The 24,945-nt window shown below is 69.2% G+C and carries 17 protein-coding genes and 1 pseudogene; 10 read left to right on the plus strand and 8 right to left on the minus strand.

Translation table 11 applies throughout. From position 1 onward, the window contains the following. Positions 1 to 19: 19 nt before the first annotated feature. The 3 genes from E4U92_RS11505 to E4U92_RS11515 form a co-directional block, all read right to left on the minus strand. Positions 20 to 1,957, minus strand: a complete 1,938-nt coding sequence (locus E4U92_RS11505) for a S53 family peptidase (protein ID WP_137300241.1) — start codon at positions 1,955 to 1,957, stop codon at positions 20 to 22. Between the two features lie 189 nt (positions 1,958 to 2,146). Beyond that, on the minus strand, positions 2,147 to 2,770 hold the full coding sequence (locus tag E4U92_RS11510) for a DUF305 domain-containing protein (protein WP_168725094.1): 624 nt from the start codon (positions 2,768 to 2,770) through the stop codon (positions 2,147 to 2,149). Further along, positions 2,767 to 3,444 (minus strand): DUF3105 domain-containing protein, encoded by a 678-nt coding sequence (locus E4U92_RS11515; RefSeq protein WP_137300242.1) that lies wholly within the window; start codon positions 3,442 to 3,444, stop codon positions 2,767 to 2,769. The genes E4U92_RS11510 and E4U92_RS11515 overlap by 4 nt, the downstream gene beginning before the upstream one ends. Before the next feature lie 365 nt (positions 3,445 to 3,809). On the opposite strand from E4U92_RS11515, the gene glnA reads away from it, so the two are divergent. The 6 genes and pseudogenes from glnA to E4U92_RS37225 form a co-directional block, all read left to right on the plus strand. Continuing rightward, positions 3,810 to 5,171: a type I glutamate--ammonia ligase gene (gene glnA, locus E4U92_RS11525; RefSeq protein WP_137300244.1), complete on the plus strand. Its 1,362-nt coding sequence runs from the start codon at positions 3,810 to 3,812 to the stop codon at positions 5,169 to 5,171. Positions 5,172 to 5,779: 608 nt separating this feature from the next. Further along, positions 5,780 to 7,129: a hypothetical protein gene (locus E4U92_RS11530; protein ID WP_137300245.1), complete on the plus strand. Its 1,350-nt coding sequence runs from the start codon at positions 5,780 to 5,782 to the stop codon at positions 7,127 to 7,129. A 1,141-nt stretch (positions 7,130 to 8,270) separates the two neighbouring features. Continuing rightward, positions 8,271 to 8,840, plus strand: a complete 570-nt coding sequence (locus E4U92_RS11540) for a hypothetical protein (RefSeq protein ID WP_137300246.1) — start codon at positions 8,271 to 8,273, stop codon at positions 8,838 to 8,840. 337 nt (positions 8,841 to 9,177) lie between these two features. Continuing rightward, positions 9,178 to 9,918 carry a restriction endonuclease gene (locus E4U92_RS11545; RefSeq protein WP_241681777.1) on the plus strand — a complete coding sequence of 247 codons (741 nt, stop codon included), beginning with the start codon at positions 9,178 to 9,180 and terminating at the stop codon, positions 9,916 to 9,918. A gap of 67 nt (positions 9,919 to 9,985) precedes the next feature. Continuing rightward, positions 9,986 to 11,371: a HEPN domain-containing protein gene (locus tag E4U92_RS11550; protein WP_137300247.1), complete on the plus strand. Its 1,386-nt coding sequence runs from the start codon at positions 9,986 to 9,988 to the stop codon at positions 11,369 to 11,371. A gap of 362 nt (positions 11,372 to 11,733) precedes the next feature. Then, positions 11,734 to 11,820, plus strand: a pseudogene (locus E4U92_RS37225) (glutamine synthetase); the annotation flags it as partial. A gap of 47 nt (positions 11,821 to 11,867) precedes the next feature. Here E4U92_RS37225 and E4U92_RS11560 read toward each other — a convergent pair. The 3 genes from E4U92_RS11560 to E4U92_RS11570 all read right to left on the minus strand — a co-directional run bounded on the left by E4U92_RS11560 (position 11,868) and on the right by E4U92_RS11570 (position 15,762). Beyond that, complete coding sequence (locus E4U92_RS11560) at positions 11,868 to 12,632, minus strand: nucleotidyltransferase domain-containing protein (RefSeq protein ID WP_137300248.1); 765 nt, start codon at positions 12,630 to 12,632, stop codon at positions 11,868 to 11,870. A 37-nt stretch (positions 12,633 to 12,669) separates the two neighbouring features. Continuing rightward, the gene (locus E4U92_RS11565) at positions 12,670 to 15,081 is read right to left on the minus strand and encodes an Orn/Lys/Arg family decarboxylase (RefSeq protein ID WP_137300249.1); all 2,412 of its coding nucleotides are present in this window, start codon (positions 15,079 to 15,081) and stop codon (positions 12,670 to 12,672) included. A gap of 234 nt (positions 15,082 to 15,315) precedes the next feature. Next, positions 15,316 to 15,762, minus strand: a complete 447-nt coding sequence (locus E4U92_RS11570; protein WP_137300250.1) for a VOC family protein — start codon at positions 15,760 to 15,762, stop codon at positions 15,316 to 15,318. A gap of 183 nt (positions 15,763 to 15,945) precedes the next feature. On the opposite strand from E4U92_RS11570, the gene E4U92_RS11575 reads away from it, so the two are divergent. Next, a complete protein-coding gene (locus tag E4U92_RS11575; protein ID WP_174863802.1) occupies positions 15,946 to 16,992 on the plus strand; it encodes a DUF72 domain-containing protein in 1,047 nt (348 codons plus the stop codon). Positions 16,993 to 17,032: 40 nt separating this feature from the next. Then, positions 17,033 to 20,038, plus strand: coding sequence for a bifunctional [glutamine synthetase] adenylyltransferase/[glutamine synthetase]-adenylyl-L-tyrosine phosphorylase (locus tag E4U92_RS11580; protein ID WP_137300505.1), 3,006 nt, complete (start codon positions 17,033 to 17,035; stop codon positions 20,036 to 20,038). On the opposite strand, the gene E4U92_RS11585 is transcribed toward E4U92_RS11580, so the two are convergent. Together E4U92_RS11585 and E4U92_RS11590 are read right to left on the minus strand one after the other, a co-directional pair. Further along, positions 20,026 to 20,937 carry a phosphatase PAP2 family protein gene (locus E4U92_RS11585; protein ID WP_137300251.1) on the minus strand — a complete coding sequence of 304 codons (912 nt, stop codon included), beginning with the start codon at positions 20,935 to 20,937 and terminating at the stop codon, positions 20,026 to 20,028. The two genes, E4U92_RS11580 and E4U92_RS11585, sit on opposite strands and share 13 nt — an antisense overlap. A gap of 131 nt (positions 20,938 to 21,068) precedes the next feature. Continuing rightward, positions 21,069 to 22,103, minus strand: a complete 1,035-nt coding sequence (locus E4U92_RS11590) for a LacI family DNA-binding transcriptional regulator (RefSeq protein WP_268253519.1) — start codon at positions 22,101 to 22,103, stop codon at positions 21,069 to 21,071. A gap of 431 nt (positions 22,104 to 22,534) precedes the next feature. Between E4U92_RS11590 and E4U92_RS11595 the strand changes: the two genes are divergently transcribed. Both E4U92_RS11595 and E4U92_RS11600 read left to right on the plus strand, forming a co-directional pair. Further along, the gene (locus tag E4U92_RS11595; RefSeq protein ID WP_137300253.1) at positions 22,535 to 23,806 is read left to right on the plus strand and encodes an extracellular solute-binding protein; all 1,272 of its coding nucleotides are present in this window, start codon (positions 22,535 to 22,537) and stop codon (positions 23,804 to 23,806) included. A 137-nt stretch (positions 23,807 to 23,943) separates the two neighbouring features. Continuing rightward, on the plus strand, positions 23,944 to 24,945 hold the full coding sequence (locus tag E4U92_RS11600) for a carbohydrate ABC transporter permease (RefSeq protein ID WP_137300254.1): 1,002 nt from the start codon (positions 23,944 to 23,946) through the stop codon (positions 24,943 to 24,945).

The following is a 24,945-nucleotide window of genomic DNA, read 5'->3' on the forward strand; positions in this document are numbered from 1 at the left end:
CCCCCCCCACGGCGCTACCTCATCGGCGCCAGGACTCCACGTAACCCTTCGCCGGCGAGCCGACGCCCGTCACGTCGTCGTAGCCCTTCACGGCCGACAGCGAGCTGTCCTTGCCGAGGCTGCGCACCGACGTGGCCAGACCGCCCGTCGCGTCGACGCCGTTGACGAAGTCGACGCGGGCCACGGCGAGACCGGACCCCGTCGGGTTGTCCGTCACATCGTGGTAGACCCGGCTGCCGGCCTTGGCGTAGATCGCCGGGTTGGCGAAGCCGATGGCCTTGCCGCCGCGGGCCTCGGTGGCCAGCGCCTGCACCGCCGCGATCACCGGCGCCGCCAGCGACGTACCGCCGATGCGGTACTCGCTGTACTGCTGCGAGCCGTCGGCGAACGTCTGGGTCTGGCCGACCTTGAAGCCGGTGTTCGGGTCGGCGATCGCCGCGATGTCCGGGACGACGCGGTTGCCCGCGGCGCCGTTGGCCTGGGCCAGCGCGTCCGGGACGACGCCCTTCTGGTAGTACGGCTGCGCGACGGTCTTGCTGGTGCCGCCGCCCGCGCCGGAGGTGAAGGCGCCGGGGAAGCCCGTCCAGCTCTTGCCGTCGGCCGACAGCGAGGCCTTCTCGGTGCCCCAGCCGGTCTCCCACAGGTACGAGTCGTTCTTGCCGACCGCCAGCGAGGTGCCGCCGACCGCCGTCACCCACGCCGAGTTGGCCGGGGTGTCGACCTGCTTGGTCCCGGTGTTGGCGACCTCGTCGCCGTTGTCGCCGGAGGAGAAGTAGAAGCCGATGCCCTCCACCGCGCCGAACTGGAAGACCTGGTCGTAGGCGGCCGCCAGGTCCGGCGTCTGGTTGGCCTCGATGTCGCCCCAGGAGTTGGAGACGAGGTCGGCCAGGTGGTTGTCGACGACCTTGCTGAGCGAGTCGAGCAGGTCGTCGTCGTAGCAGGACGCGGCGCCGACGTAGGTGACGTCCGCGGCCGGCGCGACCGCGTGCACGGCCTCGACGTCGAGGGTCTCCTCGCCGTACCAGCCGGCCGCCCCGCACTCCTCGGTCTTGGTGTAGTTCTTCGGCAGGACCTGGGTGAGCTGGCTGGTCCTCCAGGCCGCGTCACCGTGCTTCTTCGCGTACGTGGCCGCGTCGAAGGCGATGGTCGGGGAGGCGTAGGCGTCCGTGATGGCGACGCGCACCCCCTTGCCGGTGTACGCGCCCGCGCCGTAGGCGGCCCGGAGCTGCTTGCCGGTGTAGCCCTCCACGGCGTACGGGATCTTGTGACCGTAGGCGTCGGGCAGCGTGGTCGCGATGTTCGAGCCGTAGTACGAGGAGAACGGCCCGGAGTTCTTGAACACGGCGTCCGGCGGCGGCAGCTGGTCCTTGCTGCTCGCCTTGTGCGGGGCGTTGTCCAGGCCCGTCACGGTGAGCACGGCCCCGTCCAGGGCGGCCGGCGCCGAGGCGGTCTTCGCCGGGGCGCGGTAGGTGTGGCCGCCCTTGGCGTAGTTGTGGAGCTGGGTGCCGAACGCCTTCTCGGCGGCGGCCACGTCACCGGTGACGGAGACGTAGTGCCGGGTCACGCCGGTGACCTCGAGGCCGGCCGACGACAGCCACTTCTTGACCGCGGCGACCTGGGCCTTCGTCGCGCCGAAGCGGGCCTGCGCCTGCTTCGCGCCGAGGTACCTGCCGTACGCGGCCGAGTGCGGGTCGGAGACGGCGCGGGCGTAGGCGGCCAGGCCGCGGGCATCGCGGCCGGCGAGGTACACCCGGGCCGTGACCCGGGCGCTGTCCGCGGTCGCGCCCTTGTCCGCCTTGGTCGTCGCCCACGCCGGCTTGGTCCCGGCCAGCGTGTCGCGGGCCGGGGTGTCCGCGGCCTGCGCCGCGGGTATGCCGAGCGCGAGCGCACCGGCGAGCATCGGCAGCGTCGCTGCCATGCTCACCCCGGCGCGCAGCGCGGCGCGGTTGGATCTCATGGGACCCCCTGTGTGCGGTTGGGCCGAGTGGATCACTCGGTCCGGCCACTCTCGCGATGAACCGTTCATGCCAGGGGAATGGGCGTCCCAAGAAGAGCCCAAGCGACTACCACCTGTGCGCATTTGTCGGATACGTCCGCGAAGTCGAGGGAAAACCCTACGACTTGACGCGCGAACGGCCCGGGCGGCTCACGGACGCGGCGCCGCGCCCCGCTCCTTCAGCATCCCCGCCATCAGGTCGATCTCCGACTGCTGCGCGTCCACCATGCCCTGCGCGAGCCGCTTCTCCGCCCCCACCGTGCACCGGGCCGCACACCCCTCGGCCATGTGGATGCCGCCCTTGTGATGGGCCGTCATCAACTGGAGGTAGAACACCTCCGCCTGCCGCCCGTTCAGCGTGCCGAGCTTCCTCATCTCGGTGTCGGTCGCCATGCCCGGCATCAGTGCGCCGTCCTCACCGGCCGGCATGCGGCTCATGCCCATCCAGGTCATCGGCGGCTTCGACGACACCTTCGGCAGCCCCCACAGGTCCAGCCAGCCCAGCAGCATGCCGCGCTGGTTGGCCTGCGTCTGCGCGATGTCGTAGGCGAGCCGGCGCACGTCCTCGTCGGTGGTGCGGTCACGCACCACGTACGACATCTCCACGGCCTGCTGGTGGTGCACCGCCATGTCCCGGGCGAACCCGGCGTCCGCCGAGTCGGCCGCCGGCGGCCGTACGCCCGAACCGTCGTCCCCGGCGACGGCGGAGTAGGTGACGGCCCCCGCGGCGACGAGCACCCCCGCCACCGCGACGGCCACGGACGCGTACCTCACTGCGACAGACCGTTCGTGCACGCCGCGCCCGGCTCGGGCGTCTGCGCGCCCTGCACGAACTTCTCGAAGAACGCCCCCACGGCCGGGTCGCCCGCGCTGCTCACCGCGCGCTGGTGGCCCCAGGCGGTCAGCATGATCGGCTCGGCCTGGTCCTCGTCCGGGCTCATCAGCGTGTACGGCGTGCTGCGCACCTTCGCGGCGAGCGCGTCCACGTCCGCCTTCGCCGCCTTGCTCGTGTACGTCACCCACACCGCCCCGTGCTCCAGGGAGTGCACGGCGTTCATGGGGTTGAGGGACTTGGTGTAGACGTCGCCGTTGCAGTTCATCCACACCTGCGCGTGGTCGCCGCCGACCGGGGGCTCCATCGGGTACGACACCTTCCTGGTGACGTGGGTGCGGCCCAGCTTGCCCTGCCACGTGCGGACCCCGTCGGAGCCGGTGACGAAGCGGTCGCCGCCCTTGGCGTCGGCGGACTTCGAGGCGGCCGTGTCCTTGTCGTCGTCGGAGCGCGCCTGCACCACGACGACGGCGCCCACCACGAGCGCGGCCACCGCGACCACGCTGCCCGCGATCACCAGGATGCGGTTGCGCCGCTCCCGCGCCTTCTCCGCGCGGCGCATCTCCTCTATGCGTGCGGTGCGTGCCGCGCTGCTGCTGCTCTTGGCGGAACCCATGGGTGACGTCCTTCGGGGGGCGGGGGGACGGGACGGGTGGGGCCCGCTGATCGTAGGCGACGGACGGCATCCGGCGTAGGGGGCCCGGCACGGACCGGTCGTGCCCGGCGGCCGTGCCGTGCGACGATCCCACCGTCACTCCGCTCCCGACCGGGGTCCGCCCTGACGGATGCCGGTGCGAGCAGGCAAGATGGGCAGCAGGGCGGTACACCCGCCGTACGCGGGGCGTTCACACCGGGTTCGGTCGGCCGATCATGGTGCGCAACGCGCGTGAAATGGTGTTGTGGTGGGATGCTCAGGTGCGCGACCGCCTCCCGTGGCGCGGGAGCCAGGCGGCCTGACCAGCAAGGATGGGGAAGCGGAAGATGGACAAGCAGCAGGAGTTCGTACTCCGGACCTTGGAGGAGCGCGACATCCGGTTCGTACGCCTGTGGTTCACGGACGTGCTGGGCTTCCTCAAGTCCGTCGCCGTGGCCCCGGCCGAGCTGGAGCAGGCCTTCGACGAGGGCATCGGCTTCGACGGCTCCGCCATCGAGGGCTTCGCCCGCGTCTACGAGTCCGACATGATCGCCAAGCCGGACCCGTCCACCTTCCAGATCCTGCCCTGGCGCGCCGAGGCCCCCGGCACGGCCCGGATGTTCTGCGACATCCTGATGCCCGACGGCTCGCCCTCCTTCGCCGACCCGCGCTACGTCCTCAAGCGCGCCCTGGCCCGCGCGAGCGACCTCGGCTTCACCTTCTACACCCACCCCGAGATCGAGTTCTTCCTGCTGAAGGACCGGCCGCTGGACGGCTCCCGGCCGACCCCCGCCGACAATTCCGGCTACTTCGACCACACCCCGCAGAACATCGGCATGGACTTCCGCCGCCAGGCCATCACCATGCTGGAGTCGATGGGCATCTCGGTGGAGTTCTCCCACCACGAGGGCGCCCCCGGCCAGCAGGAGATCGACCTGCGCTACGCCGACGCGCTGTCCACCGCGGACAACGTCATGACGTTCCGCCTGGTGATGAAGCAGGTGGCGCTGGAGCAGGGCGTCCACGCGACCTTCATGCCCAAGCCGTTCTCCGAGCACCCCGGCTCCGGCATGCACACCCACCTGTCCCTCTTCGAGGGCGACCGCAACGCGTTCTACGAGTCCGGCGCCGAGTACCAGCTCTCCAAGGTCGGCCGCTCCTTCATCGCCGGCCTGCTCAAGCACGCGGCGGAGATCTCGGCCGTCACCAACCAGTGGGTCAACTCCTACAAGCGGATCTGGGGCGGCACCGAGCGCACCGCGGGCGCGGGCGGCGAGGCCCCGTCGTACATCTGCTGGGGCCACAACAACCGCAGCGCCCTGGTCCGCGTCCCGATGTACAAGCCCGGCAAGACCGGCTCCGCGCGTGTGGAGGTCCGCTCCCTGGACTCCGGCGCCAACCCCTACCTGGCGTACGCCCTGCTCCTGGCCGCCGGCCTCAAGGGCATCGAGGAGGGCTACGAGCTCCCGCCGGGCGCCGAGGACGACGTCTGGGCCCTCTCCGACGCCGAACGCCGCGCCATGGGCATCGAACCCCTCCCGCAGAACCTCGGCGAGGCCCTCACCCTGATGGAACGCAGCGACCTGGCCGCGGAGACCCTGGGCGAACACGTCTTCGATTTCTTCCTGCGCAACAAGAAGCAGGAGTGGGAGGAGTACCGCTCCGAGGTCACGGCCTTCGAGCTGCGGAAGAGCTTGCCGGTGCTGTAAGAGCAGGTCGGGGGCGGGGAGCCTGCCTTCCCAGTGGATGGGGCTGACGGTCGCAGACCGGCAGCCCCATCGTGCCTCATGGGCTCTGGGCCGTCCCTGGGCCGTCAGACGATCTCACCGCGTCGTAGTTGTAACTTTCACTGCATCGATCAAGGCGGCTCGCTCCGCTCCCCGCGCGCGGCCCGGCCCCCGGCCGGGCCTGCGCTCCTGTCTCCGCCCCGCTCCAGCCCGGCCGGCGCCCATGCCGCGCTCAAAGTATGCAGCCGCCTGATGCCAGAGAAGGGCTACATCGTGGCCGGGGCGGTCGGCTCCGCGGCTTCACGGAGCCACTTCGGCGCGAGCCTCGAAGATCATGGCCCCAACGTCGTGCTTTACCGGGCAGGTCCACAGACTGCCCGACGCGCCGGAAGCTTACGGGGCCATGATCACTCGCGCCCAAGCAGCGCCACTCCAAAGCCGCTCCACCGACCTACGCAGTAGGGTGCGCGCTCTTTGAAGGTCAGTAGACGTAGCAGCACGGCCCAGTCCACGTACGCTTCCATCGCTCCGTCTACGGTGCCCTGATCGGCGCGAGCGAAGCACGCGGAACTCGGTGGTGTCATCGAGGCATGGCGTTGGCCCATGCCTTCTTGTCGCTCACCGCGCAGCCCCCTATGATTGTTTTCCTTTCCGGGATCATTCGAATTTGGGGTGAGAAGATGACTCTGGCGGATCATTCCATACTCACCCTGGCCGATGGACCGGTTGCCGACTCCATGACGTACGAAGAATTCGAGACATCTCTTATTCACGGCATCTTGTTCGATCCGGGATTCTTTCTAATTGACGCCTATTTGTTCGCATCAGATCACCTTCGGAAGCATATATTCGAGTCTGCCGAGGGCAGCATGAGCCTGTTCGAACTGGCCATGAGAGAGGGGGTGATTTCTCTGGTTTCACGTGAGCCCTCATCGGGATTTCCTCAGTTGCTCCACACCTTGCGCGACATGAGAATTCAGAGCCCTTTCACGCATGGTGACCGCATCGCTGACCGGCTTGCCGCTTCGGTTGGCCCGCTCGCACGTCCAATACCGTGGCCGGAAGGGATGGGCCAGAACTACGGATCCTTGCTTCGGCGATGCCTGCGCGGAGACGAACCAACCGGGTTGGCGCCGGGGGCATGGCAGGAAACGGAGGTCCTTCGGCATGAGGGGCTGGACGTGGCCGCGGAGTTGAGTTCACAGCGGCGTGAGGCGCCGGGCGGGATCAGGCGGGGTGAGCTGATCCGAGCAGCGGGAGCGGTGCTCGGGGTCTTTGACCTGAACGAGCGCACTGTGACCAATCGCTTCAAGATCATCGAGCGGTTGTCTGCGACCGGTTATTCGCCGCAGCAGCTGAAATCCGTTGACAGCTTCTTTGACTGGGTAGATCAGTTGCATCACGTCAATTATGCCGAGGGGCTGGGAGCACGGCCAGCGACCATCGGCACGGGAGCCTGGGATCTTCCGTTGATCCAAACGGCACTGCGCGATGAGGCTCAGCAGGAGCCGCCGCCCTCATTGAGTGATAATTTAGACATCGCGGTCAGGGTGCCAAGCGCGAGAATCCTCAGAGGAATGACACCGCGCACCATTATGGAATTGCGAGAATATGGCATTGATTGGCGAAGTTCCGCCATAAGGTTCATCAATGCTCCAAATGCGGCATCACGGCATGGGGCGGAAATCGCTCTTGAACAATTCAGCAGAAAACTGCGGGGCGTCACAGGCCAGGGCCCATTAGCATCGGCCAACTTTAAAGCGTTCGCCCTCAAAGCTGCTCCCGCTCTTCTTGCGACGGTCACCGACCTTGTCGCACCGTCGGTAGGTCCGTATTTGACAACTGTGGCCGGCACCGGCTACATCGCCTACCAGTACGTGACGAAGAACCGAACAGGGAAGGTCCGCATTCAAATCCGTGCGGAGTCAAGTTTCAGCTGAGCGGCGGCATGTGAGTGTAAGAGATCCTAAAGGGCTGACCCGTATAACTAAACTCGTAGTCTTTCATGGTCTGACAAATGACATGGATGTCGGGGTCGGCATAATCTAGGCAGGCTTCGCGGACTCTTTTTGTCTGACTAGCACAATGGGCCGCGAGATCTTTGCTGTCGATGTAGGGACACATGATAATCGTAGGCAGTGGTTCTGTCGGGCTATAGCACTGAAACAAATGACCACTCAGCGTGTACGCCTCAAGGCCGTGATCGCCGCCCTTGTCCGGGACGACAACGAGATCGGTCCCGTGGTGCATCCTGAGCACGCGCGTACTACCTGCACACTTGTCCCGCCTGTCAACCAAATCAGTGGATACGTTGGGTTAGCTGTGGCTCTTCCTAGGTAGCTGCCCACACGGTGTCGGCGGCCGTCGGATGGGCCGTGCGCGGTGAGTGTCTAACTGCGTGACAACGCCGACGAACACCAGCGGACGAGCGCGAACGTCTACGGACCGTCGGCGCAGGTGAGAGGCCCACCGGCCCAAGGCACCACTCCCACCCAAGTTGCTTCGGGACGAAGAGGTCGCTTCGCTAGGCTGCCCCGCATGACCGACGACGCCCCGTCCTGTCCCGAGTGCAGCCAGCTCATGAAGTCCGGTTGCCCTGCCGTCTGTCATGGTCGGATCGTCCTCAATCTGCCTCTTCACTGAGTCGGCAATCTTCAGGAAGGTTCCCCGAGGGTTGGCCTGCTGCGACACTCGCTCTCCCTCTCTGCCGGGCAGTCGACACCACCGGTAAGCCTCCCACGACTGCCGGCCGTCGCGGAGGGGTCGCACATAGCCGTGCGCGCGGACGGTTTCAAGATCAGGACGAGACGCGGACGGCCTCCCCCGTCCTGGCACCCGTCTGCGACTGAGTAGCAGGTCACAGGGGGTGTGATGTGGCGATCTTGTGCGGAAGGCCGGTCTGCCAGTAGTTCTCATCCGAGCCGAGATCCTCCGCGAGGACCTCGGCTCGGTCCAGCAGGTGTGAACCAGAGTCGACGGTCGAGAGCGGCTGGACCCGGACACTGTGTCCGGGCTCTGGGGGGGGTGGGAGATGAGCAGAAGCTCTGCTCAGCGACCTGCCTTAGGTGCATCATCTGGAGCATGACGACGCCCGGGAGCCCTTCGGGACAGCAGACGAACCTTCGAAAGGTTTTCTACCAGTGCCAATTGGGGAAAAGCGACCTCGATAGCCTGTTCGCAACGGCGTGCGAGGGCATAGAACTGCCACAAATTAAGGTCTCGACCACTACAGGGGAGACTCTGTTTTGGAAGCCCACCCTGGAAGAGCTCGTCGAAGCTGTACAGCGTGACGCACCCGAGATTCGCGGGGACTGGGCAAATCTCACACTCCAAGCCGACACCCCCTCTCAGGAAAGAGGGGTGAAGATAAGTATAGACAAGGAGCGGACCGAGGTTAACTTCTCGGGTTCCGACACAACCTGGGCTTTCGGTCAAATAGCTAGGGTTGAGAAGTTTTTGGTTTCGCGAGGGGCGGTATTTAGTTCTCCTAGGTACGAAAACACCATCTCTTTCATCTCTCTCGCATTCTTCATGGGGCTCGGAGCATTCTTCCTGATTCATGGCGTAGATGATGATACAGTTGCGGATTGTGTGAAGCGCGCAAAAAACGCCTCAAGGAATGACGTTTTTTTAATTCCTTCATGGCGGTGACTTTCGCGTTCGGATTACTATTTCCGTTCTTCCAGTTCTTGAGGCGTCGAGTATCCCGAGCGCGATTGAAGGTAGACGTCGACGTGTCTAGGGATTCATGGTGGTCGCGGCTTTCCAGCGCGGGGAACGGATCGCGGCCGTTGTAGTTCCACTGACCGCACTAGGGGCTATTAGTGCCGCAGCCACGGCGGCTCACAACCTGTGGGGAAAGTAGCCGGACGACGATCTGAGCCGCCGGGGGCGTGGGCCGGCCAGGCTTCGTGGCGGCGGATAGCAACCGTAGTTCTCTCGTGCGAAGCCAGCGACACAAGCCGCGTGGCGCTACTAGGCTGCGCACATGATGACGGACATGCCTTACGACGACATGGACGATACTCAGTTCGAGGAGTTTTGCTTTGCCCTCATGGGCGAACTGGGGTTCGTGAACCTGGACTGGCGCAAGGGTACCGGCCTCTCCGCCAGCCCTAGCGACTCAGGCCGTGACATCGTGGCGCAGCTACCCCGCGAGGAATTGGACGGCCGCCACTACCTCGAAACCTGGTTCGTGGATTGCAAGCACTACAAGCGAGGCGTGCCGCCAGATAAAATCACCAGCCTTCTCTCATGGGCAACTGCAGAACGTGCCGATGTCGCTCTGGTGATTGCAAGCAACTACCTCTCAAACCCCTGCAAGGACTTCCTGAAGTCGTACGAGACCAACAACCGTCCACCATTTCGCGTGCGCTATTGGGAGCGCCCCAATTTGGAGCGTCTGCTTGAGGGGCGCGACGAGTTCATCATGCGCCATCTTCGCTCGGAGCGGCGCACTGAAACCGAAATCATTGAGGCGGAGCAGGAGTTCTTCGATCGGGTTTGGTACGGGCGGAAAATGGCCCTAGAAGCAAGGCTCGCCACGGGCGACAAAAGCTTCCCCGAAGATCTCATTGCCAAGATGCGCGATGCTTGCCGGGAGATGGAAGCCAAGTACGGCAAAGAGAACCTCGGTCCTTATACCGACTTCGAGTGGGGAATGGTCAACGGGAAATTGTCGGCGCTCCGTTGGGTGCTCGGTGACGAGTGGGACTTCCTCGACACGTAGAACATCACTAGTAGCGAAATAAATAAACCCATTGTGCCCGTATAGGGCACAGCCGTACACTCCGCTCATGACGACAACCCTGGTAAGGGAGAGGCTGGCCACCCTCTTCCTCGACGCCTGCAAAGCCGCCACAGCGAAGTTGGCAAGCGTTCGCCACTCCCTTACGTTAACCGAGGCCCGTCGGCATCTGGTACGGACGGAAAACTACGGCTGGGAAACCCGGACCCTTAGGTACGCACGCAACGCTATTTCGATCCCTACCAGGAGTACGGCACCATTCCTGAACGATGAAACGCTGCATTGCGTAGATGAATGTGCGACCAGCCTGCTCGCACTCGAAGGTAATACCCTGCTGCTCAACCCGGTATTTCTTCCGCCGGGCGGCTGGCCGTTGACTCACCCAGTTCGTGGAACAGAAGCAGCGGTTCGAGATGAAGAGCCAGTGCGGTGGGTTCGGGAGGTCGTGCTGTTGCCCGCTCTCCTGGCGCACATGCGAGCGCTCCCCAGTCTCGACCAAGCAAAACCACAACATGCACAATGGTTTGCCAACGACGTACTGCGCGTAGCCACCAGCCAGACCGCCTCTTGCCGGACTTCAGTACCCCTTGCAGGCGTAGATATTAAGACGCCGGGCGACACACCCCTTGAGTGGGAGAACTTCACCATTCGCCGCTTGTCAGGAGCTGAGCAGTACGACCATTTCGAAGAAGTGGGTAATGGCTTGCTAGGAGCAACCCTCAATGCGCCGCCGCTGGTTGTCCTGGAGTGCATCGAAGAGTACCCCCGCAACGAGCAAATGCCGCTTACCCTGCCACGTCGAGTCCGCAACATGATGGCCGCACTTCAGTTGTATGGTTTTGATCTCGCTGGACACGTCGCGAAAATTGAAGGAGTGCCGCAGTGGCTCAGCTTCGGGGCAGGGCGACCGCCCCTGGGGCTCCCTGGCATGCCGCCGAGTTGGCGCGTGCTGACTCCGGAGGTCTTCGCAGGAGTTGTCGCTACGGCGGCCCTAATGGAAAAACGGAGTATTGACAAACCGAAGTCCACCCATGACTTGGCGTTGCACCGCTTCTGTTCTGGCGTGGCGCGCACCGACGACACTGACGCCGTACTCGACTTCACCATTGCTCTGGAGTCCTTGCTGCTGCCGCTCCAAGCCAACGCTCGGCATAACGAACTCAGCTATCGCTTCCGTCTCCATGGCGCCTACTACCTCACCGACCAGGCCAGCGAGCGTCAGGACATGAGCGACAGGCTGAACGCGCTATACACCATGCGCAGCCGCCTGGTGCACGGCGGCAAGTACCCCACTGCTGATCAGATCCGTGAGACCCGAAAGTCTGCGCGGGAACTAGCGCAACGGGGCTTGATGCAGGCAGTACACGGCGGCTTCCCGACGGACAAGGACTTCATTCGGATGGTGCTTGGTGCTCCAGAAGAAGGGAGCGAGTAGCGGCCGGCGCTCACACTCTGGGCGCCTCCTACCCGCTCACTCCATGGCAGGCCTCCTTGGTCGCTTGCCTTCCATGCTTCTCCTCACACCGCAGCAGAGCTAGGGCGGTAGCCGGCTCTGGACGAGACGTGGACGAGAAGGCCGCGTTTTGAACGCTGGACGCACATCCCTGCTGGTCGGATGGGGTGCGAGCGCGTGATCTTGAGGGAACTGTAAATCTGCCGCGGGCGATGGGCCGGGGCCGTCTGTGGGCCGTCAAAGAGTGGCCCACGACTGCCGTCAACGACCAACGACAACGCTTTCATCGCAGACCGGCGCTGCGGGAACGTCGATCGGCTGAGGTCGCTCTGAGCCGTCGTCACTTCCTGCGCAACAAGAAGCAGGAGTGGGAGGAGTACCGCTCCGAGGTGACCGCCTTCGAGCTGCGGAAGAGCTTGCCGGTGCTGTAGGGGCAGGTCAGGGCGGGTCGCCGCTGATTCGGTGAGGGGGCCGACGGTCAGGAACCGTCGGCTCTTCCCGCGGCCAGGGTGCGTCTGATGCCGCGTCGTACGAAGGCGCGGGCGCGCAGCGCCCGGCGGATGCGACGGACGCGGCCGAGGGGCCGGGGGCGTCCGTAGCGGCGGTCGTGGATGTCACGTACGACGTCGGCCGGCGCGCCGAGTTCCCGCAGCTCGGTGAGGGCCTCGCCCTTCGTGATCAGCCGACCGTCGCGCAGCGTGACGGTGGCGCGGGCCAGGACGAGGAGCCCCAGGTCCACCCAGACGTCCCGCATCCAGAGCCACGGCTTGCCGGTGGCCGGCAGCCAGAACTCCGCCAGGTCACGCCGGATGAAGTCCTCCACTTGTCCCGGCCGGAGCGGCGGGAGCAGCTCCACCGGCGGCGGACCGTAGAGGGTGAGTCCGCCCTCGAGCAGCTCCCGACGCGTCACCGGGGTCACCGGGCGTTCCAGGATCATGCCGTGGGCCCAGGTGACGTGGTCGGTGCCGGCCTCGGCGAGGTCCGCCCGCACCATGTACGAGCAGTGCAACCCCGCCGCGGCCGGCTCGTCCTCCAGCAGCTTCCGGTGCAGGTGCGCCAGCCGGTCCCGGTCCCCACCGTCCAGGGGGGCCTCGACGACCGCGATCAGGTCGAGGTCGCTGCGACCGGGCCGGAAGTCGCCGAGGGCCAGCGAACCGTGGGCCCACACGGCCACGGTCGGCACCACCTGCCGTACCTCGGCCACGAACCGCTCGAGCACGAGATCCGTTTCGTCTGCCGTCATGGCGGAGATCGTCGCACGCGTCCCTCAGGGGGCGCCCTCAGTGGGGGATCTCGGTCCTCTCCGGGGCCCGGCGCGGACCCGGGGCGTGGGCCGGGTCCGGGCGCAGGCATTCGATCGCGTAGTCGCCCGTGTCCGGGGCGATCGTCACGCCGTGGGTCTCGCTGCCGAAGCCCGGGAAGCGGCGGTCGAAGGACTCCAGGGCCGTGAGGTAGCGCAGCAGGGGGCCGTCGGGGGCGCCCGTGCTCTCGCCGGGCATCAGGACCGGGATGCCGGGCGGGGTGACCGTGACCATCGCGGCCGCCACCCGGTGCGCCGCGTCGGCCACCCGGACCCGTTCGGTGCCGCCGCGCACCAGGCGTTGGTAGCACAGCTGCGGCGGGACCACCGGCTCCGGCAGCCGCTGGAACGCCGCGTCCAGCAGTTCCACCAGGCGGATCTCGCGCAGGTGGCCGTGCATCTGGTGGCAGAGGTCGCGCAGGGTCAGGTCCGCGTAGCGGCGGGGGTGCGCCGCGGACTGCGCCGGCAGGACGCGGGACAGGGGCGCGTCACCGTCGTACAGGGCCTTGAAGTCCATCAGGGCGTCCAGCAGCGTCCCCCACTTGCCCTTGGTGATGCCCATCGAGAACAGCACCAGCGCGGTGTAGCTGTCCGTCTTCTCCACCACGATGTTCCGGGTGGCCAGGTACGCCGTGAGGATCCGCGCCGGGATGCCCGTGTCGCCGGTCTCCCCGGTCGCGGTCATCCCCGGGCAGGTCAGCGTGACCTTGATCGGGTCCAGCATGCAGTGGCCCTCGGCCAGCCCCGGGAAGCCGTGCCAGTCCGCGCCCGGCTCCAGCGTCCAGCACGACGGCTCCGTGCACAGCAGCTCCGCAGGGGCCTCGTCGAACGGCATCCGCTCGCCGCTCGCCGGGTCCGTGACCGTCGGCGGCTGCCACACCCCGAAGAACCACGGCGGCCGGTCCCCGGCGGCCTCGATCCGCCGCCCGATCCGCACCATCTCCTGCCGGAACCGCACCGCCTCGGTCACCGCCTCGTCGAGCAGCCACCGGCCCTGCGGCCCGTCCATCATCGCCGTGGCCACGTCCAGCGAGGCGATCATCGGGTACAGCGGCGACGTGGTGCCGTGCATCATCAGCGCCTCGTTGAACCGGTCGTGCTCCACCGGCGCCCGCGGCGCGGGCCGCACGTGCACCATCGCGCTCTGCGACAGCGCCGCCAGCAGCTTGTGCGTGGACTGGGTCGCGAACACCGTCGGCCGGTCCGGGCCCGGGAAGCTCTCCTCGTCCACCGACATGCCGTACCGGCCCGCGTACAGCGGGTGGAAGCGGGCGTACGCGAACCACGCCTCGTCGAAGTGCAGCCGGGGCGTGCTCGCCGCGAACGCGCGGGCCGTGGCCGCCGCGTCGTAACACAGGCCGTCGTACGTGGAGTTGGTGAACACCGCGTACTGCGGCCGCGGCGACACCGCCCCCTCGGCCAGCGGGTGCGCGGCGATCCGCGCCGCGACCGCGTCCGCCGCGAGTTCCGCCGGGGGCAACGGGCCCGCCAGGCCGTAGCCGTTGCGGGTGGGCACCAGGTACACCGGGCGCGCCCCGGACACCACCAGGCCGTGCAGCACCGACTTGTGGCAGTTGCGGTCCACCAGCGCGATCTCGTCGCGCGTCACGCTGAAGTGGCCCACCAGGCGGTTGCAGGTGGAGTCGCCGTGCAGCACGAAGTACGTGAGGTCGGCGCCGAAGACCCGCGCCGCGTTGCGCTCCGCCTCGCCGATCGGGCCGGTGTGCTCGAACAGCGAGCCCAGTTCCTCCACCGAGATCGACAGGTCGCTGCGCAGCAGCCGTTCGCCGAAGTAGTCGTGGAAGGCGCGCCCCGCGGGCGACTTGAGGAAGGCGACGCCGCCTGAGTGGGCCGGTGTGTGCCAGGAGTACTCGTGCGCGTCGTCGAAGCGGCGCAACGCCCGGAAGAACGGCGGCAGTACGGCCTGCCGGTAGGCCCGGGCCGCCGTCGTGATCCGGCCCGCGATGAACCCGGGGGTGTCCTCCAGCGGCCAGACGTAGCCCACCACCGTCTCCGACACCCACAGCGGCAGGTCCCGTACGCCGTCGTCGGCCATGACCAGGAACACCGGCAGGTCCTGGAAGCGGCGGCCCACCCGGCGCAGTACGGCCGCCCCGCCGGACACCTCCGCACGGTCCCCGTCCCCGTCCCCGTCCCCGGCGTCCGGGCGGTCGCCGCGCCGCCGGTCGTCGGGCAGGTCCCAGGCCACCAGCGCCGCCGCCAGCCCCGCCTCGGTGCGCAGCACCGCCTCGGCGTCGGCGGCCGTCACCGCCCAGCGCACCTCGTACCCCGCCGCCTCGATCTGGCCCCGCACGGCCCGCAGTTGCTCCGCCGCCGCGCCCTCGTCGCGGGGGTGTTCCCGCACCGCGATCAGGACCCTGCTGTCGGTCATGGCGTCCCCTCCCCGGAGGCCGGGTGTCACTCCGGTCCCTGGTGACCGGGTGCCGCGCCGGTCGCTGGTGACCCGGTGCCGCTCCGGCCAGTGTCCGCACCACCCGCCGGCCCGCGGACCGGTCGGCCCGGCAAACCACCCCGAGGAGGGAACGGCGCGCCGCCGGGTTGACCCGCGACGACCCGGCGACCCGAGGACTCACTTCCCCCGGCGCGCCCCGCAGCCCCGCCGCCCTCACTCCCGCCGGGACGCCAGGTCCGCCAGCACCCGGTGCAGCGGCTCGGTCGCCCGGCGCCGGTACTCCTGCACCGACCAGCCGTTGCCGTCCGGGTCCTTGAAGTACATGAACGTGGCGCCGTCGTCCGGGGAGTACCGCACCGGCTCCGACACCTCCAGGCCGCGCCCGGTCAGCTCCGCGCGCGCCGCCTCGATGTCGGCCACGCAGAGCTGCAGGCCCTGGTAGGAGCCGGGCGCCGGGCGCGGGCCGCCCGCCATGTCCCAGATGCTGTCACCGAGCGCGATCGAACAGCCCGAGCCCGGCGGCGTGAGCTGCACGATCCGCAGGCCCGGCGCCACCTCCCGGTCGATGTCCACGTGGAAGCCGACCCGGTCCCGGTAGAAGTCGCGGGCGCGGTCGATGTCGCTCACGGGCAGCGGGATCACTTCGAGCGAGAAGTCCATGGCGGTCCTCCAGGGCGACGTGGGGCCGGCGGGTCGTAGCGTCGGGGCACGACCCCTCCCGACTCACCGAAGCCCAAAAACCCGCCCCGCGCCAGCGCACGGCATGCACGACCCGCGCCGCCGTCCGCCGGTCCCACCCTCAACTCATGCCGCATCGGCCCCCGTCGGGGTACCCGCGCCCCCATGGGTGACATCCTCGTGGGCACGTGTTCCTGGACCGACAAGGCGCTGGTGGCCAGCGGCTGGTACCCGCGCGGCCGGCGCGACGCCGAGGGGCGGCTGCGGCACTACGCCGAGTGGTTCCCCGTGGTCGAGGCGGACTCGCCCTACTACGCGCTGCCCAGCCCGCTCACCACGCGCCGCTGGGCCGAGCGCACCCCCGACGGCTTCCGCTTCGACGTCAAGGCGTTCTCGCTGCTCACCGGCCACCCCACCCGGCCCGCCGCGCTGCCCGCCGACCTGCGGCCCGCCCACGCCCGGGCAGGGGCGCGCGACCCGGGGCTGCTGGACGAGGTCTGGGCCCGGTACGCCGAGGCCGTCGGGCCGCTGCGGGCCTCCGGGCGCCTGGGCACCCTGCTCTTCCAGTACCCGCCGTCCCTGCTCCCCGGCCCCGAGGCCGAACGCTCCCTGCGCGCGGCCCGCGAACGGGCCCGGGACTGGCCCTTCGCCGTCGAGTTCCGCCACCCCTCCTGGTGGGCGGACGGGCGGGCCTCCGCGACGGCCGCCCTCCTCGCCGACCTCGACGCCACCGCCGTGGCCGTCGACACGGCCCAGGGGCTGCCCACCTCCATGCCGGCCGTGACCCCCGTGACGGCGCCGGACCTGGCCGTCGTCCGCTTCCACGGCCGCAGCGAGCACTGGGGGACCGGCAGCAAGGAGGACCGCTTCCGCCACGAGTACACCGAGGACGAGCTGGCCGCCTGGCTGCCCCGCGTCCACGCCCTGGCGTCCCGCGCGCGCGAGACCCACGTCCTGTTCAACAACTGCTGCGCGGACGCGGCCGTCCGCGCGGCCGGCCTCATGCAGCGCCTCCTGGGGCTCCGCCTCCCGCACCCGGCGGACCAGCCCGCCTTGCCCTTCCCCGACCAGCCCGCCTTGCCCTTCCCCGACCAACCCGCCCTGCCCTTCCCCGACCAGCCCACCTTGCCCTTCGCGGACGACCCCGCCCCGGCCGCCCCCCACCGGCCCCGCGCCCCCCGCGACGGAGCGCCCCGCTCCGCGGCCGGTTAGGCTCTGGCCAGAACGACCCACAGCCGAGGGGAGCCCGCAGATGACGGCGCCGGGGCGCAGGAGCAGTACGTTCACACGGCTGCTGCGGCACGGTTTCACCGACCCCTCCGCCGCCGAGCGCCTGCTCGCCGGCGAGGAGCTCACCGCGGTCCGCAGCGACCCGGTGCTGCTGGAGGCCCTGGGCGCCACCGCCGACCCCGACCTGGCCCTGGGCGGCCTCGTCCGGCTGCTGGAGGCCCAGCCCGACCCGGCCGCGCGCCGCGGGCTGCTCGACACCCTGATCGCGGCCAAGCCGCTGCGCGACCGGCTCCTCGGCGTGCTGGGCGCCTCCGCGGCACTCGCCGACCACCTGGCCCGGCACCCGCACGACTGGCAGGCCCTGGTCACCTACGAGCCGCAGGACCTGCACCCGGGCGTCACCGAGTTCGAGCGCGGGCTGGCCGAGGCCGACGACCCGGTGTCGCTGCGGATCGCCTACCGGCGCTGCCTGCTGTCCATCGCGGCACGGGACGTGTGCGGCACCACCGACGTCGCGGAGACCGCCGCCGAGCTCGCCGACCTCGCCACCGCCACGCTGCGCGCCGCCCTCGCCCTGGCCCGGGCCGCCGCCCCCGACGACGCGGCGCTGTGCCGGCTCGCGGTCGTCGCGATGGGCAAGTGCGGCGGCCACGAGCTCAACTACGTCTCCGACGTCGACGTCATCTTCGTCGGCGAGGCCGTCGAGGGCGCCGACGAGGACAAGGCGCTGCGCGCGGCCACCCGGCTCGCCTCGCACCTGATGCGGATCTGCTCCGAGACCACAGTCGAGGGGTCGATCTGGCCGGTCGACGCCAACCTGCGCCCCGAGGGACGCAACGGCCCCCTGGTACGCACCCTCAGCAGCCACGTCGCCTACTACCAGCGCTGGGCCAAGACCTGGGAGTTCCAGGCGCTGCTGAAGGCCCGCCCGGTGGCCGGCGACCCGGAGCTGGGCGAGGCGTACCTGGCGGCGCTGCAGCCGCTGGTGTGGCAGGCGGCCGAGCGGGAGAACTTCGTCGCCGACGTGCAGAAGATGCGCCGCCGGGTGGTGGAGAACATCCCCGTCGCCGAGGTCGACCGCGAGCTGAAGCTCGGCCCCGGCGGACTGCGGGACGTCGAATTCGCCGTGCAGCTCCTGCAGTTGGTGCACGGCCGCACCGACGCCTCGCTGCGCAGCCCGACCACGCTCAAGGCGCTCCAGGCCCTCGCCGCCGGCGGGTACGTGGGCCGGGCGGACGCCGTGCAGCTCGACGAGGCGTACCGCTTCCTGCGCACCATGGAGCACCGCATCCAGCTCTACCGGCTGCGGCGCACCCACCTCGTGCCCGAGGAGGAGGCCGACCAGCGGCGCCTGGGCCGCAGCCTCGGGCTGCGCACGGACCCGGTGTCCGGGCTCAACCGGGAGTGGAAGCGGCACGCCTCCGTCGTACGCCGGCTGCACGAGAAGCTGTTCTACCGGCCGCTGCTCGACGCGGTGGCCCAACTGGCGCCCGGCGAGGCCCGGCTGAGCGCGGAGGCGGCGCGCGAGCGGCTCGTCGCGCTCGGGTACGCCGATCCGGCCTCGGCGCTGCGGCACCTGGAGGCGCTGGCGTCGGGCGTCAGCCGCAAGGCGGCCATCCAGCGCACGCTGCTGCCGGTGCTGCTCGGCTGGTTCGCCGACTCCGCCGACCCGGACGCGGGACTGCTCAACTTCCGCAAGGTGTCCGACGCGTTGGGCAAGACCCCGTGGTACCTGCGGCTGTTGCGGGACGAGGGGGCGGCCGCCGAGAACCTCGCGCGGGTGCTGTCGGCGGGCCGGCTCGCGCCCGACCTGCTGATGCGCGCCCCGGAGGCGGTGGCGCTGCTCGGCGACGGCGACGGGCGCGCGGGCAGCGGCCTCGAACCGCGCGGGCGGGCCCCGCTGGAGCAGGAGATACTGGCGACCGTGCGCCGCGCGGCGGGCGCCGAGCAGGCGGTCACCGCGGTGCGCGGCGTGCGCCGCCGCGAGCTGTTCCGCACGGCGGCGGGCGACATCGTCAGCTCCTACGGCACCGAGACCCAGCCCGCCGTGGCCGACCAGGGCGCCCTGGTGGACCGGGTCGGCGCGGCCGTCTCCGACCTGACCGCGGCCACGCTCGCGGGCACCCTGCGCGCGGTGGTGCGCGAGGGCTGGGGCGAGGACCTGCCGACCCGTTTCGCGATCATCGGCATGGGCCGCTTCGGCGGGCACGAGCTGGGCTACGGCTCCGACGCGGACGTGCTCTTCGTGCACGAGCCGCGGGAGGGCGTCGAAGAGCGGGAGGCGTCCCAGGCCGCGAACCGCGTCGTCGCGGAGATGCGCCGGCTGCTGCAGCTCCCGAGCGCCGACCCGCCGCTGCTCATCGACGCCGACCTGCGGCCCGAGGGCAAGTCCGGGCCGCTGGTGCGCACCCTGAAGTCGTACGCGGCCTACTACCGGCGCTGGTCGCTTGTGTGGGAGGCGCAGGCGCTGCTGCGGGCCGAGCCGGTGGCCGGCGACGAGGAGCTGGGGCGGAGCTTCGTCGAGCTGATCGACCCGCTGCGCTACCCGGCCGACGGCCTCGGCGACGACGCGGTCCGCGAGATCCGGCGCCTGAAGGCCCGCATGGAGTCCGAGCGGATGCCGCGCGGCGCCGACCCGAAGCTGCACACCAAGCTGGGGCCGGGCGGGCTGTCCGACGTGGAGTGGACCGTGCAGCTGCTGCAGATGCGGCACGGGAGCACCCGGCCGGGCCTGCGCACCACCCGCACCCGGGCGGCGCTGGCGGCGGCGCGCGAGGCCGGTCTGATCGACGCGGAGCACGCCGAGATCCTGGACGAGGCGTGGGTGCTGGCGACCCGGGTCCGCAACGCGGTGATGCTGGTCCGGGGCCGGGCGGGCGACACCTTCCCCTCGGAGGCCCGCGAGCTGGCCGCGGTGGGCCGCTACCTGGGCTACGGCCCCGGCCACGTGGGGGAACTGCTGGACGCCTACCGCCGTACGACCCGCCGGGCGCGGACGGTCGTGGACGAGCTGTTCTACGGGGCCTGACCCCCGCGCCGCGCACGCGACGCCCCCGTACCCGACGGCTCGGGGCCGGACGGCTCCGCCCGAGGCGGCACCGCACGGGACGGCACCGTACGGGGCAGTTGCTGGGGCAGGGCGCCGTACCAGAGCGCGGAGACCGCGCAGCCGAAGGCGAGGCAGAGGACGCCGCCCACCGCGTCCAGCCAGAAGTGGTTGGCGGTGGCGACGATGACGACCAGGGTGAGGACCGGGTAGAGCAGGCCGAGCACCCGGGCCCAGGGCACGCGGGCCAGGGCGAAGAGCGTCAGGCCGCACCACAGCGACCAGCCGATGTGCATGGACGGCATCGCGGCGTACTGGTTGGACATGTTCTTCAGGTCGCCGGAGGCCATCGAGCCCCAGGTGCGGTGGGCCAGGACCGTGTCGACGAAGCCGGAGCCGTTCATCAGCCGGGGCGGGGCGAGCGGATACAGGTAGTAACCGACCAGGGCCACGGCCGTGGTGGCGAACAGCACCGTCCGGGCCGCGGCGTACCGGCCCGGGTGACTGCGGTACAGCCACACCAGGACACCCAGCGTCACCACGAAGTGGAGCGTGGCGTAGTAGTAGTTCATGCCCACGATCAGCCAGGTCACGGAGTTCACGGCGTGGTTGACCGACTGCTCGACGGCCAGGCCGAGATGGTGCTCCAGGGCCCAGACCCGGTCGGCGTTGCGCAGCGCCTCGTGCTTCTGCTCGGGCACGGCGTTGCGGATCAGCGAGTACGTCCAGTAACTGACCGCGACCAGCAGGATCTCGAACCACAGCCGCGGCGGGCGCCGCGTGCGCAGCCGGTGCAAGGGCCCGCGTCCTCCCGGGACCGTGACGGGGTGCCGAACGACCTCCTCACGGCCTTCCGGAGACGTCACGGTCGGTTCACCCATGGACACAGAGTCTGCCAGAAAAGCCTTCCGCCCCTGATCATCCCCCGGTGGGGTCCGGCCCGCACGTTCTCCGCCGCGCGGACCGCACGGGCGTCCTCCGAGCGCAGTGCCTCACCCCCGGGTGCTCCGTCCTAGGGACGATGCCGGTCCCCGGGGGCCGAGTCGGTCGAGCCGCGCACCACCAGCTCGGGCATGAACACGAACTCGCTGTGCGGGGCCGGGGTCCCGCCGATCTCCTCCAGCAGGGTGCGCACGGCCGCCTGGCCCATGGCCGGCACCGGCTTGCGGATGGTGGTCAGCGGCGGGTCGGTGAAGGCGATCAGCGGCGAGTCGTCGAAGCCGACGACGGAGACGTCCTGCGGCACCTGAAGGCCCCGCTGCCGGGCGGCCCGGATCGCGCCGAGCGCCATCATGTCGCTCGCGCACACCACGGCCGTGCAGTCCCGGTCGATGAGCGCGCTGGCGGCCGCCTGGCCGCCCTCCAGGGTGTACAGGGAGTGCTGGACCAGTTCCGTCTCGATCGTCTCCGGGGCGAGCCCGAGCTGGTCCTGCACGGTGCGCACGAAGCCCTCGATCTTGCGCTGGACCGGCACGAACCGCTTCGGTCCGAGCGCCAGCCCGATCCGCGTGTGGCCCAGCGACACCAGGTGGGTCACGGCCAGGTTCATCGCGGCCCGGTCGTCGGGGGAGATGAAGGGCGCCTGCACCTTGGGGGAGAAGCCGTCGACGAGCACGAACGGCACGTCCTGGGCGCGGAGCTGCTCGTAGCGCTGCATGTCGGCGGTGGTGTCCGCGTGCAGCCCGGAGACGTAGATGATCCCGGCGACCCCGCGGTCGACCAGCATCTCGGTCAGCTCGTCCTCGGTGGAGCCGCCCGGGGTCTGGGTGGCGAGCACCGGGGTGTAGCCCTGCCGGGTCAGCGCCTGCCCGATCACCTGGGCCAGCGCCGGGAAGATCGGGTTCTCCAGCTCGGGCGTGATGAGCCCGACCAGGCCGGCGCTGCGCTGGCGCAGGCGTACGGGGCGTTCGTAGCCCAGGACGTCGAGCGCGGCGAGCACGGACTGGCGGGTGGTGGCGGCGACGCCCGGTTTCCCGTTGAGGACCCGGCTGACGGTCGCTTCGCTCACCCCCGCCTGCGCAGCGATATCGGCAAGCCGTGTGGTCACGCCACTGGACTGTACCTGTCGTATCTCCCTTTGCACACCAATCGGACGCCGGAGGCGAGCGGTTGAACGCCGCACTGCGGGCTGCTGCGTCATCGAGATCCCTCGTGATTCTGGTCGGCGTCCTGTCCCCTGCAACGTGATGATTCCGGTACCGGAAACGGATGGCAAGAGCTTGCAGAGTCTTGCACAGCGGGGCCGATCCCGCTCAGGGCCCGTAAAACTGCGGTCTCACAACGGTCGACACCCGGTCACGCCGAGGTAACTTCCGCGATCTCTTGCACTTTTTTTCTGCAAGGTCTTTCGGAACGATTGCACGGCTGTTACGTTCCTGGTCGCCCGGCGGCGGCGATGGCGCTTGTCGGCAAGTCGACAGGAACGGCGGACGGGGCCGCTCCTGTAGCTACACGGGCTCACACCCTCAAGGAGAACTCATGCGGCGTGGCATAGCGGCCACCGCGCTGGTGGCGTCCCTCGCCCTCGCGGCGACGGCCTGCGGCGGAGACGACGACGGCGGCAGCGACTCGAGCGGGCCGGTCACCATCACCTGGTGGGACACCTCCAACGCCACGAACGAGGCGCCGACGTACCAGGCCTTGATCAAGCAGTTCGAGGCCGCGAACAAGGACGTCAAGGTCAAGTACGTCAACGTCCAGTTCGACCAGGCGCAGAACAAGTTCGACACGGCCGCAGGCTCCAAGGGCGCCCCGGACGTGCTGCGTTCGGAGGTCGGCTGGACCCCCGCCTTCGCCAAGAAGGGCTACTTCCTGCCGCTGGACGGCACCGAGGCCCTCGCGGACAAGGACAAGTTCAAGTCCAACCTGATCGAGCAGGCCCAGTACGAGGGCAAGACGTACGGCGTGCCGCTCGTCACCGACACCCTGGCGCTGGTCTACAACAAGCAGCTCTTCGCCAAGGCCGGCGTCCAGCCCCCCAAGACCTGGGACGAGCTGAAGACCGCCGCCGCCACGGTCAAGGCCAAGACCGGCGTCGACGGCTACTGGGGCTCCACCCAGGCCTACTACGCCCAGTCCTTCCTCTACGGCGAGGGCACCGACACGGTCGACGCCGGCGCCAAGAAGATCACGGTGAACTCCGCCGCGGCGAAGAAGGCCTACGGCACCTGGCTGAGCCTGTTCTCCGGCAAGGGCCTGCACAAGGCCGACACCACCGCCGACGCCTACGCCCACATCCAGGACGCGTTCGTCAACGGCAAGGTCGCCGCGATCATCCAGGGCCCGTGGGAGATCACCAACTTCTACAAGGGCTCGGCGTTCGCCGACAAGAGCAACCTCGGCATCGCCACCGTCCCGGCCGGCTCGGCCGGCAAGGCCGGTGCCCCGACCGGCGGCCACAACCTCTCGGTCTACGCCGGCTCGGACTCCGCGCACCAGAAGGCGGCCCTGAAGTTCGTGAACTTCATGACCTCCGCGAAGTCCCAGTCGGCCATCGCGCTGAAGAACTCGACGCTGCCCACGCGTGACGACGCCTACACCGACCAGGTCAAGGCCGACCCGGGCATCGCCGGCTACCAGACGGTCCTGTCCGCCGCCCAGCCGCGTCCCGCGCTGCCGGAGTACAGCTCGCTGTGGGGTCCGCTCGACACCGAACTGCCCAAGATCGCGGGTGGCAAGGAGTCCCTGGACAAGGGCCTGAGCAACGCCGAGGTCGCCATCGCCAAGCTGGTGCCCGACTTCAGCAAGTGAGCCCGCACGGCCGCCGGGTCCCGCCCCCCTGACGGGAGGGGCCCGGCGGCCGGCGGCCTGCGCGCCGCACCCCCGGGCGCCGTACCGACCGCACTCCCGGACCTCGCTCCGCAGGACTTCACGAAGGTTGTCGCACCATGACAGTCGCCATCGACCGCGCGACCGGCAAGCGCCGCGGTGACGCGCCGCGGCCCGGCCTGGGCCGGCGCCTGAAGCACAGCTACCAGAAGAACTGGTACGCCTACGCCATGATCGCCCCGGTCGTCGTCGTGCTCGGCGTCCTGGTGATCTACCCCCTGGTGTACGGCCTGTACCTGACCCTCACCGACGCCAACAGCCTCAACACGGCGCGCACCATCGGCGTCAACCACATCGACGCCACCTACAAGTTCATCGGCCTCGACAACTACGCCGACATCCTGTGGGGCCCGACCGCCTACGACCGCTTCTGGTCCCACTTCCTGTGGACCGTCGTGTGGACCGCGCTGTGCGTGGCGCTGCACTACACCATCGGCCTGGGCCTCGCCCTGCTGCTCAACCAGAAACTGCGCGGACGCACCCTCTACCGCCTGCTCCTGATCCTGCCCTGGGCCGTGCCGACCTTCGTCACCGTCTTCGGCTGGCGCTTCATGCTCGCCGACTCCGGCATCATCAACGCCGCCCTGGACACGCTGCACCTGCCCACCCCGCAGTGGCTGGAGGACACCTTCTGGCAGCGGTTCGCCGCGATCATGGTGAACACCTGGTGCGGTGTGCCGTTCATGATGGTCTCGCTGCTCGGCGGCCTGCAGTCCATCGACGGCACGCTCTACGAGGCCGCCGAGATGGACGGCGCGAGCGCCTGGCAGCGCTTCCGCTACGTCACCCTCCCGGGCCTGCGCACGGTCAGCTCCACGGTCGTCCTGCTCGGCATCATCTGGACGTTCAACCAGTTCGCGGTGATCTTCCTGCTGTTCGGCAACACCGCCCCGGACGCGCAGATCCTGGTCACCTGGGCGTACTACCTCGGCTTCGGACAGCAGCCGCGTGACTTCGCCCAGTCGGCCGCGTACGGCATCCTGCTGCTGGCCATCCTGATCGTCTTCACGTCGTTCTACCGTCGCTGGCTGAACCGCAACGAGCAGCAGCTCGCGATCTGA

Source organism: Streptomyces galbus (genome assembly GCF_005280195.1).
GTDB classification, from domain to species: domain Bacteria; phylum Actinomycetota; class Actinomycetes; order Streptomycetales; family Streptomycetaceae; genus Streptomyces; species Streptomyces galbus.

Bases quoted from the DNA above. Each gene is read 5' to 3' on its own strand.
- E4U92_RS11550 (WP_137300247.1), top strand. From the start codon at position 9,986: ATGACGACAACCCTGGTAAGGGAGAGGCTGGCCACCCTCTTCCTCGAC.
- E4U92_RS11600 (WP_137300254.1), top strand. From the start codon at position 23,944: ATGACAGTCGCCATCGACCGCGCGACCGGCAAGCGCCGCGGTGACGCG.
- E4U92_RS11540 (WP_137300246.1), top strand. From the start codon at position 8,271: ATGACGACGCCCGGGAGCCCTTCGGGACAGCAGACGAACCTTCGAAAG.
- E4U92_RS11560 (WP_137300248.1), bottom strand. From the start codon at position 12,632: ATGACGGCAGACGAAACGGATCTCGTGCTCGAGCGGTTCGTGGCCGAG.
- glnA (WP_137300244.1), top strand. From the start codon at position 3,810: ATGGACAAGCAGCAGGAGTTCGTACTCCGGACCTTGGAGGAGCGCGAC.
- E4U92_RS11580 (WP_137300505.1), top strand. From the start codon at position 17,033: ATGACGGCGCCGGGGCGCAGGAGCAGTACGTTCACACGGCTGCTGCGG.
- E4U92_RS11545 (WP_241681777.1), top strand. From the start codon at position 9,178: ATGATGACGGACATGCCTTACGACGACATGGACGATACTCAGTTCGAG.
- E4U92_RS11505 (WP_137300241.1), bottom strand. From the start codon at position 1,957: ATGAGATCCAACCGCGCCGCGCTGCGCGCCGGGGTGAGCATGGCAGCG.
- E4U92_RS11565 (WP_137300249.1), bottom strand. From the start codon at position 15,081: ATGACCGACAGCAGGGTCCTGATCGCGGTGCGGGAACACCCCCGCGAC.
- E4U92_RS11575 (WP_174863802.1), top strand. From the start codon at position 15,946: ATGGGTGACATCCTCGTGGGCACGTGTTCCTGGACCGACAAGGCGCTG.
- E4U92_RS11515 (WP_137300242.1), bottom strand. From the start codon at position 3,444: ATGGGTTCCGCCAAGAGCAGCAGCAGCGCGGCACGCACCGCACGCATA.
- E4U92_RS11585 (WP_137300251.1), bottom strand. From the start codon at position 20,937: ATGGGTGAACCGACCGTGACGTCTCCGGAAGGCCGTGAGGAGGTCGTT.
- E4U92_RS11595 (WP_137300253.1), top strand. From the start codon at position 22,535: ATGCGGCGTGGCATAGCGGCCACCGCGCTGGTGGCGTCCCTCGCCCTC.
- E4U92_RS11570 (WP_137300250.1), bottom strand. From the start codon at position 15,762: ATGGACTTCTCGCTCGAAGTGATCCCGCTGCCCGTGAGCGACATCGAC.
- E4U92_RS11530 (WP_137300245.1), top strand. From the start codon at position 5,780: ATGGCGTTGGCCCATGCCTTCTTGTCGCTCACCGCGCAGCCCCCTATG.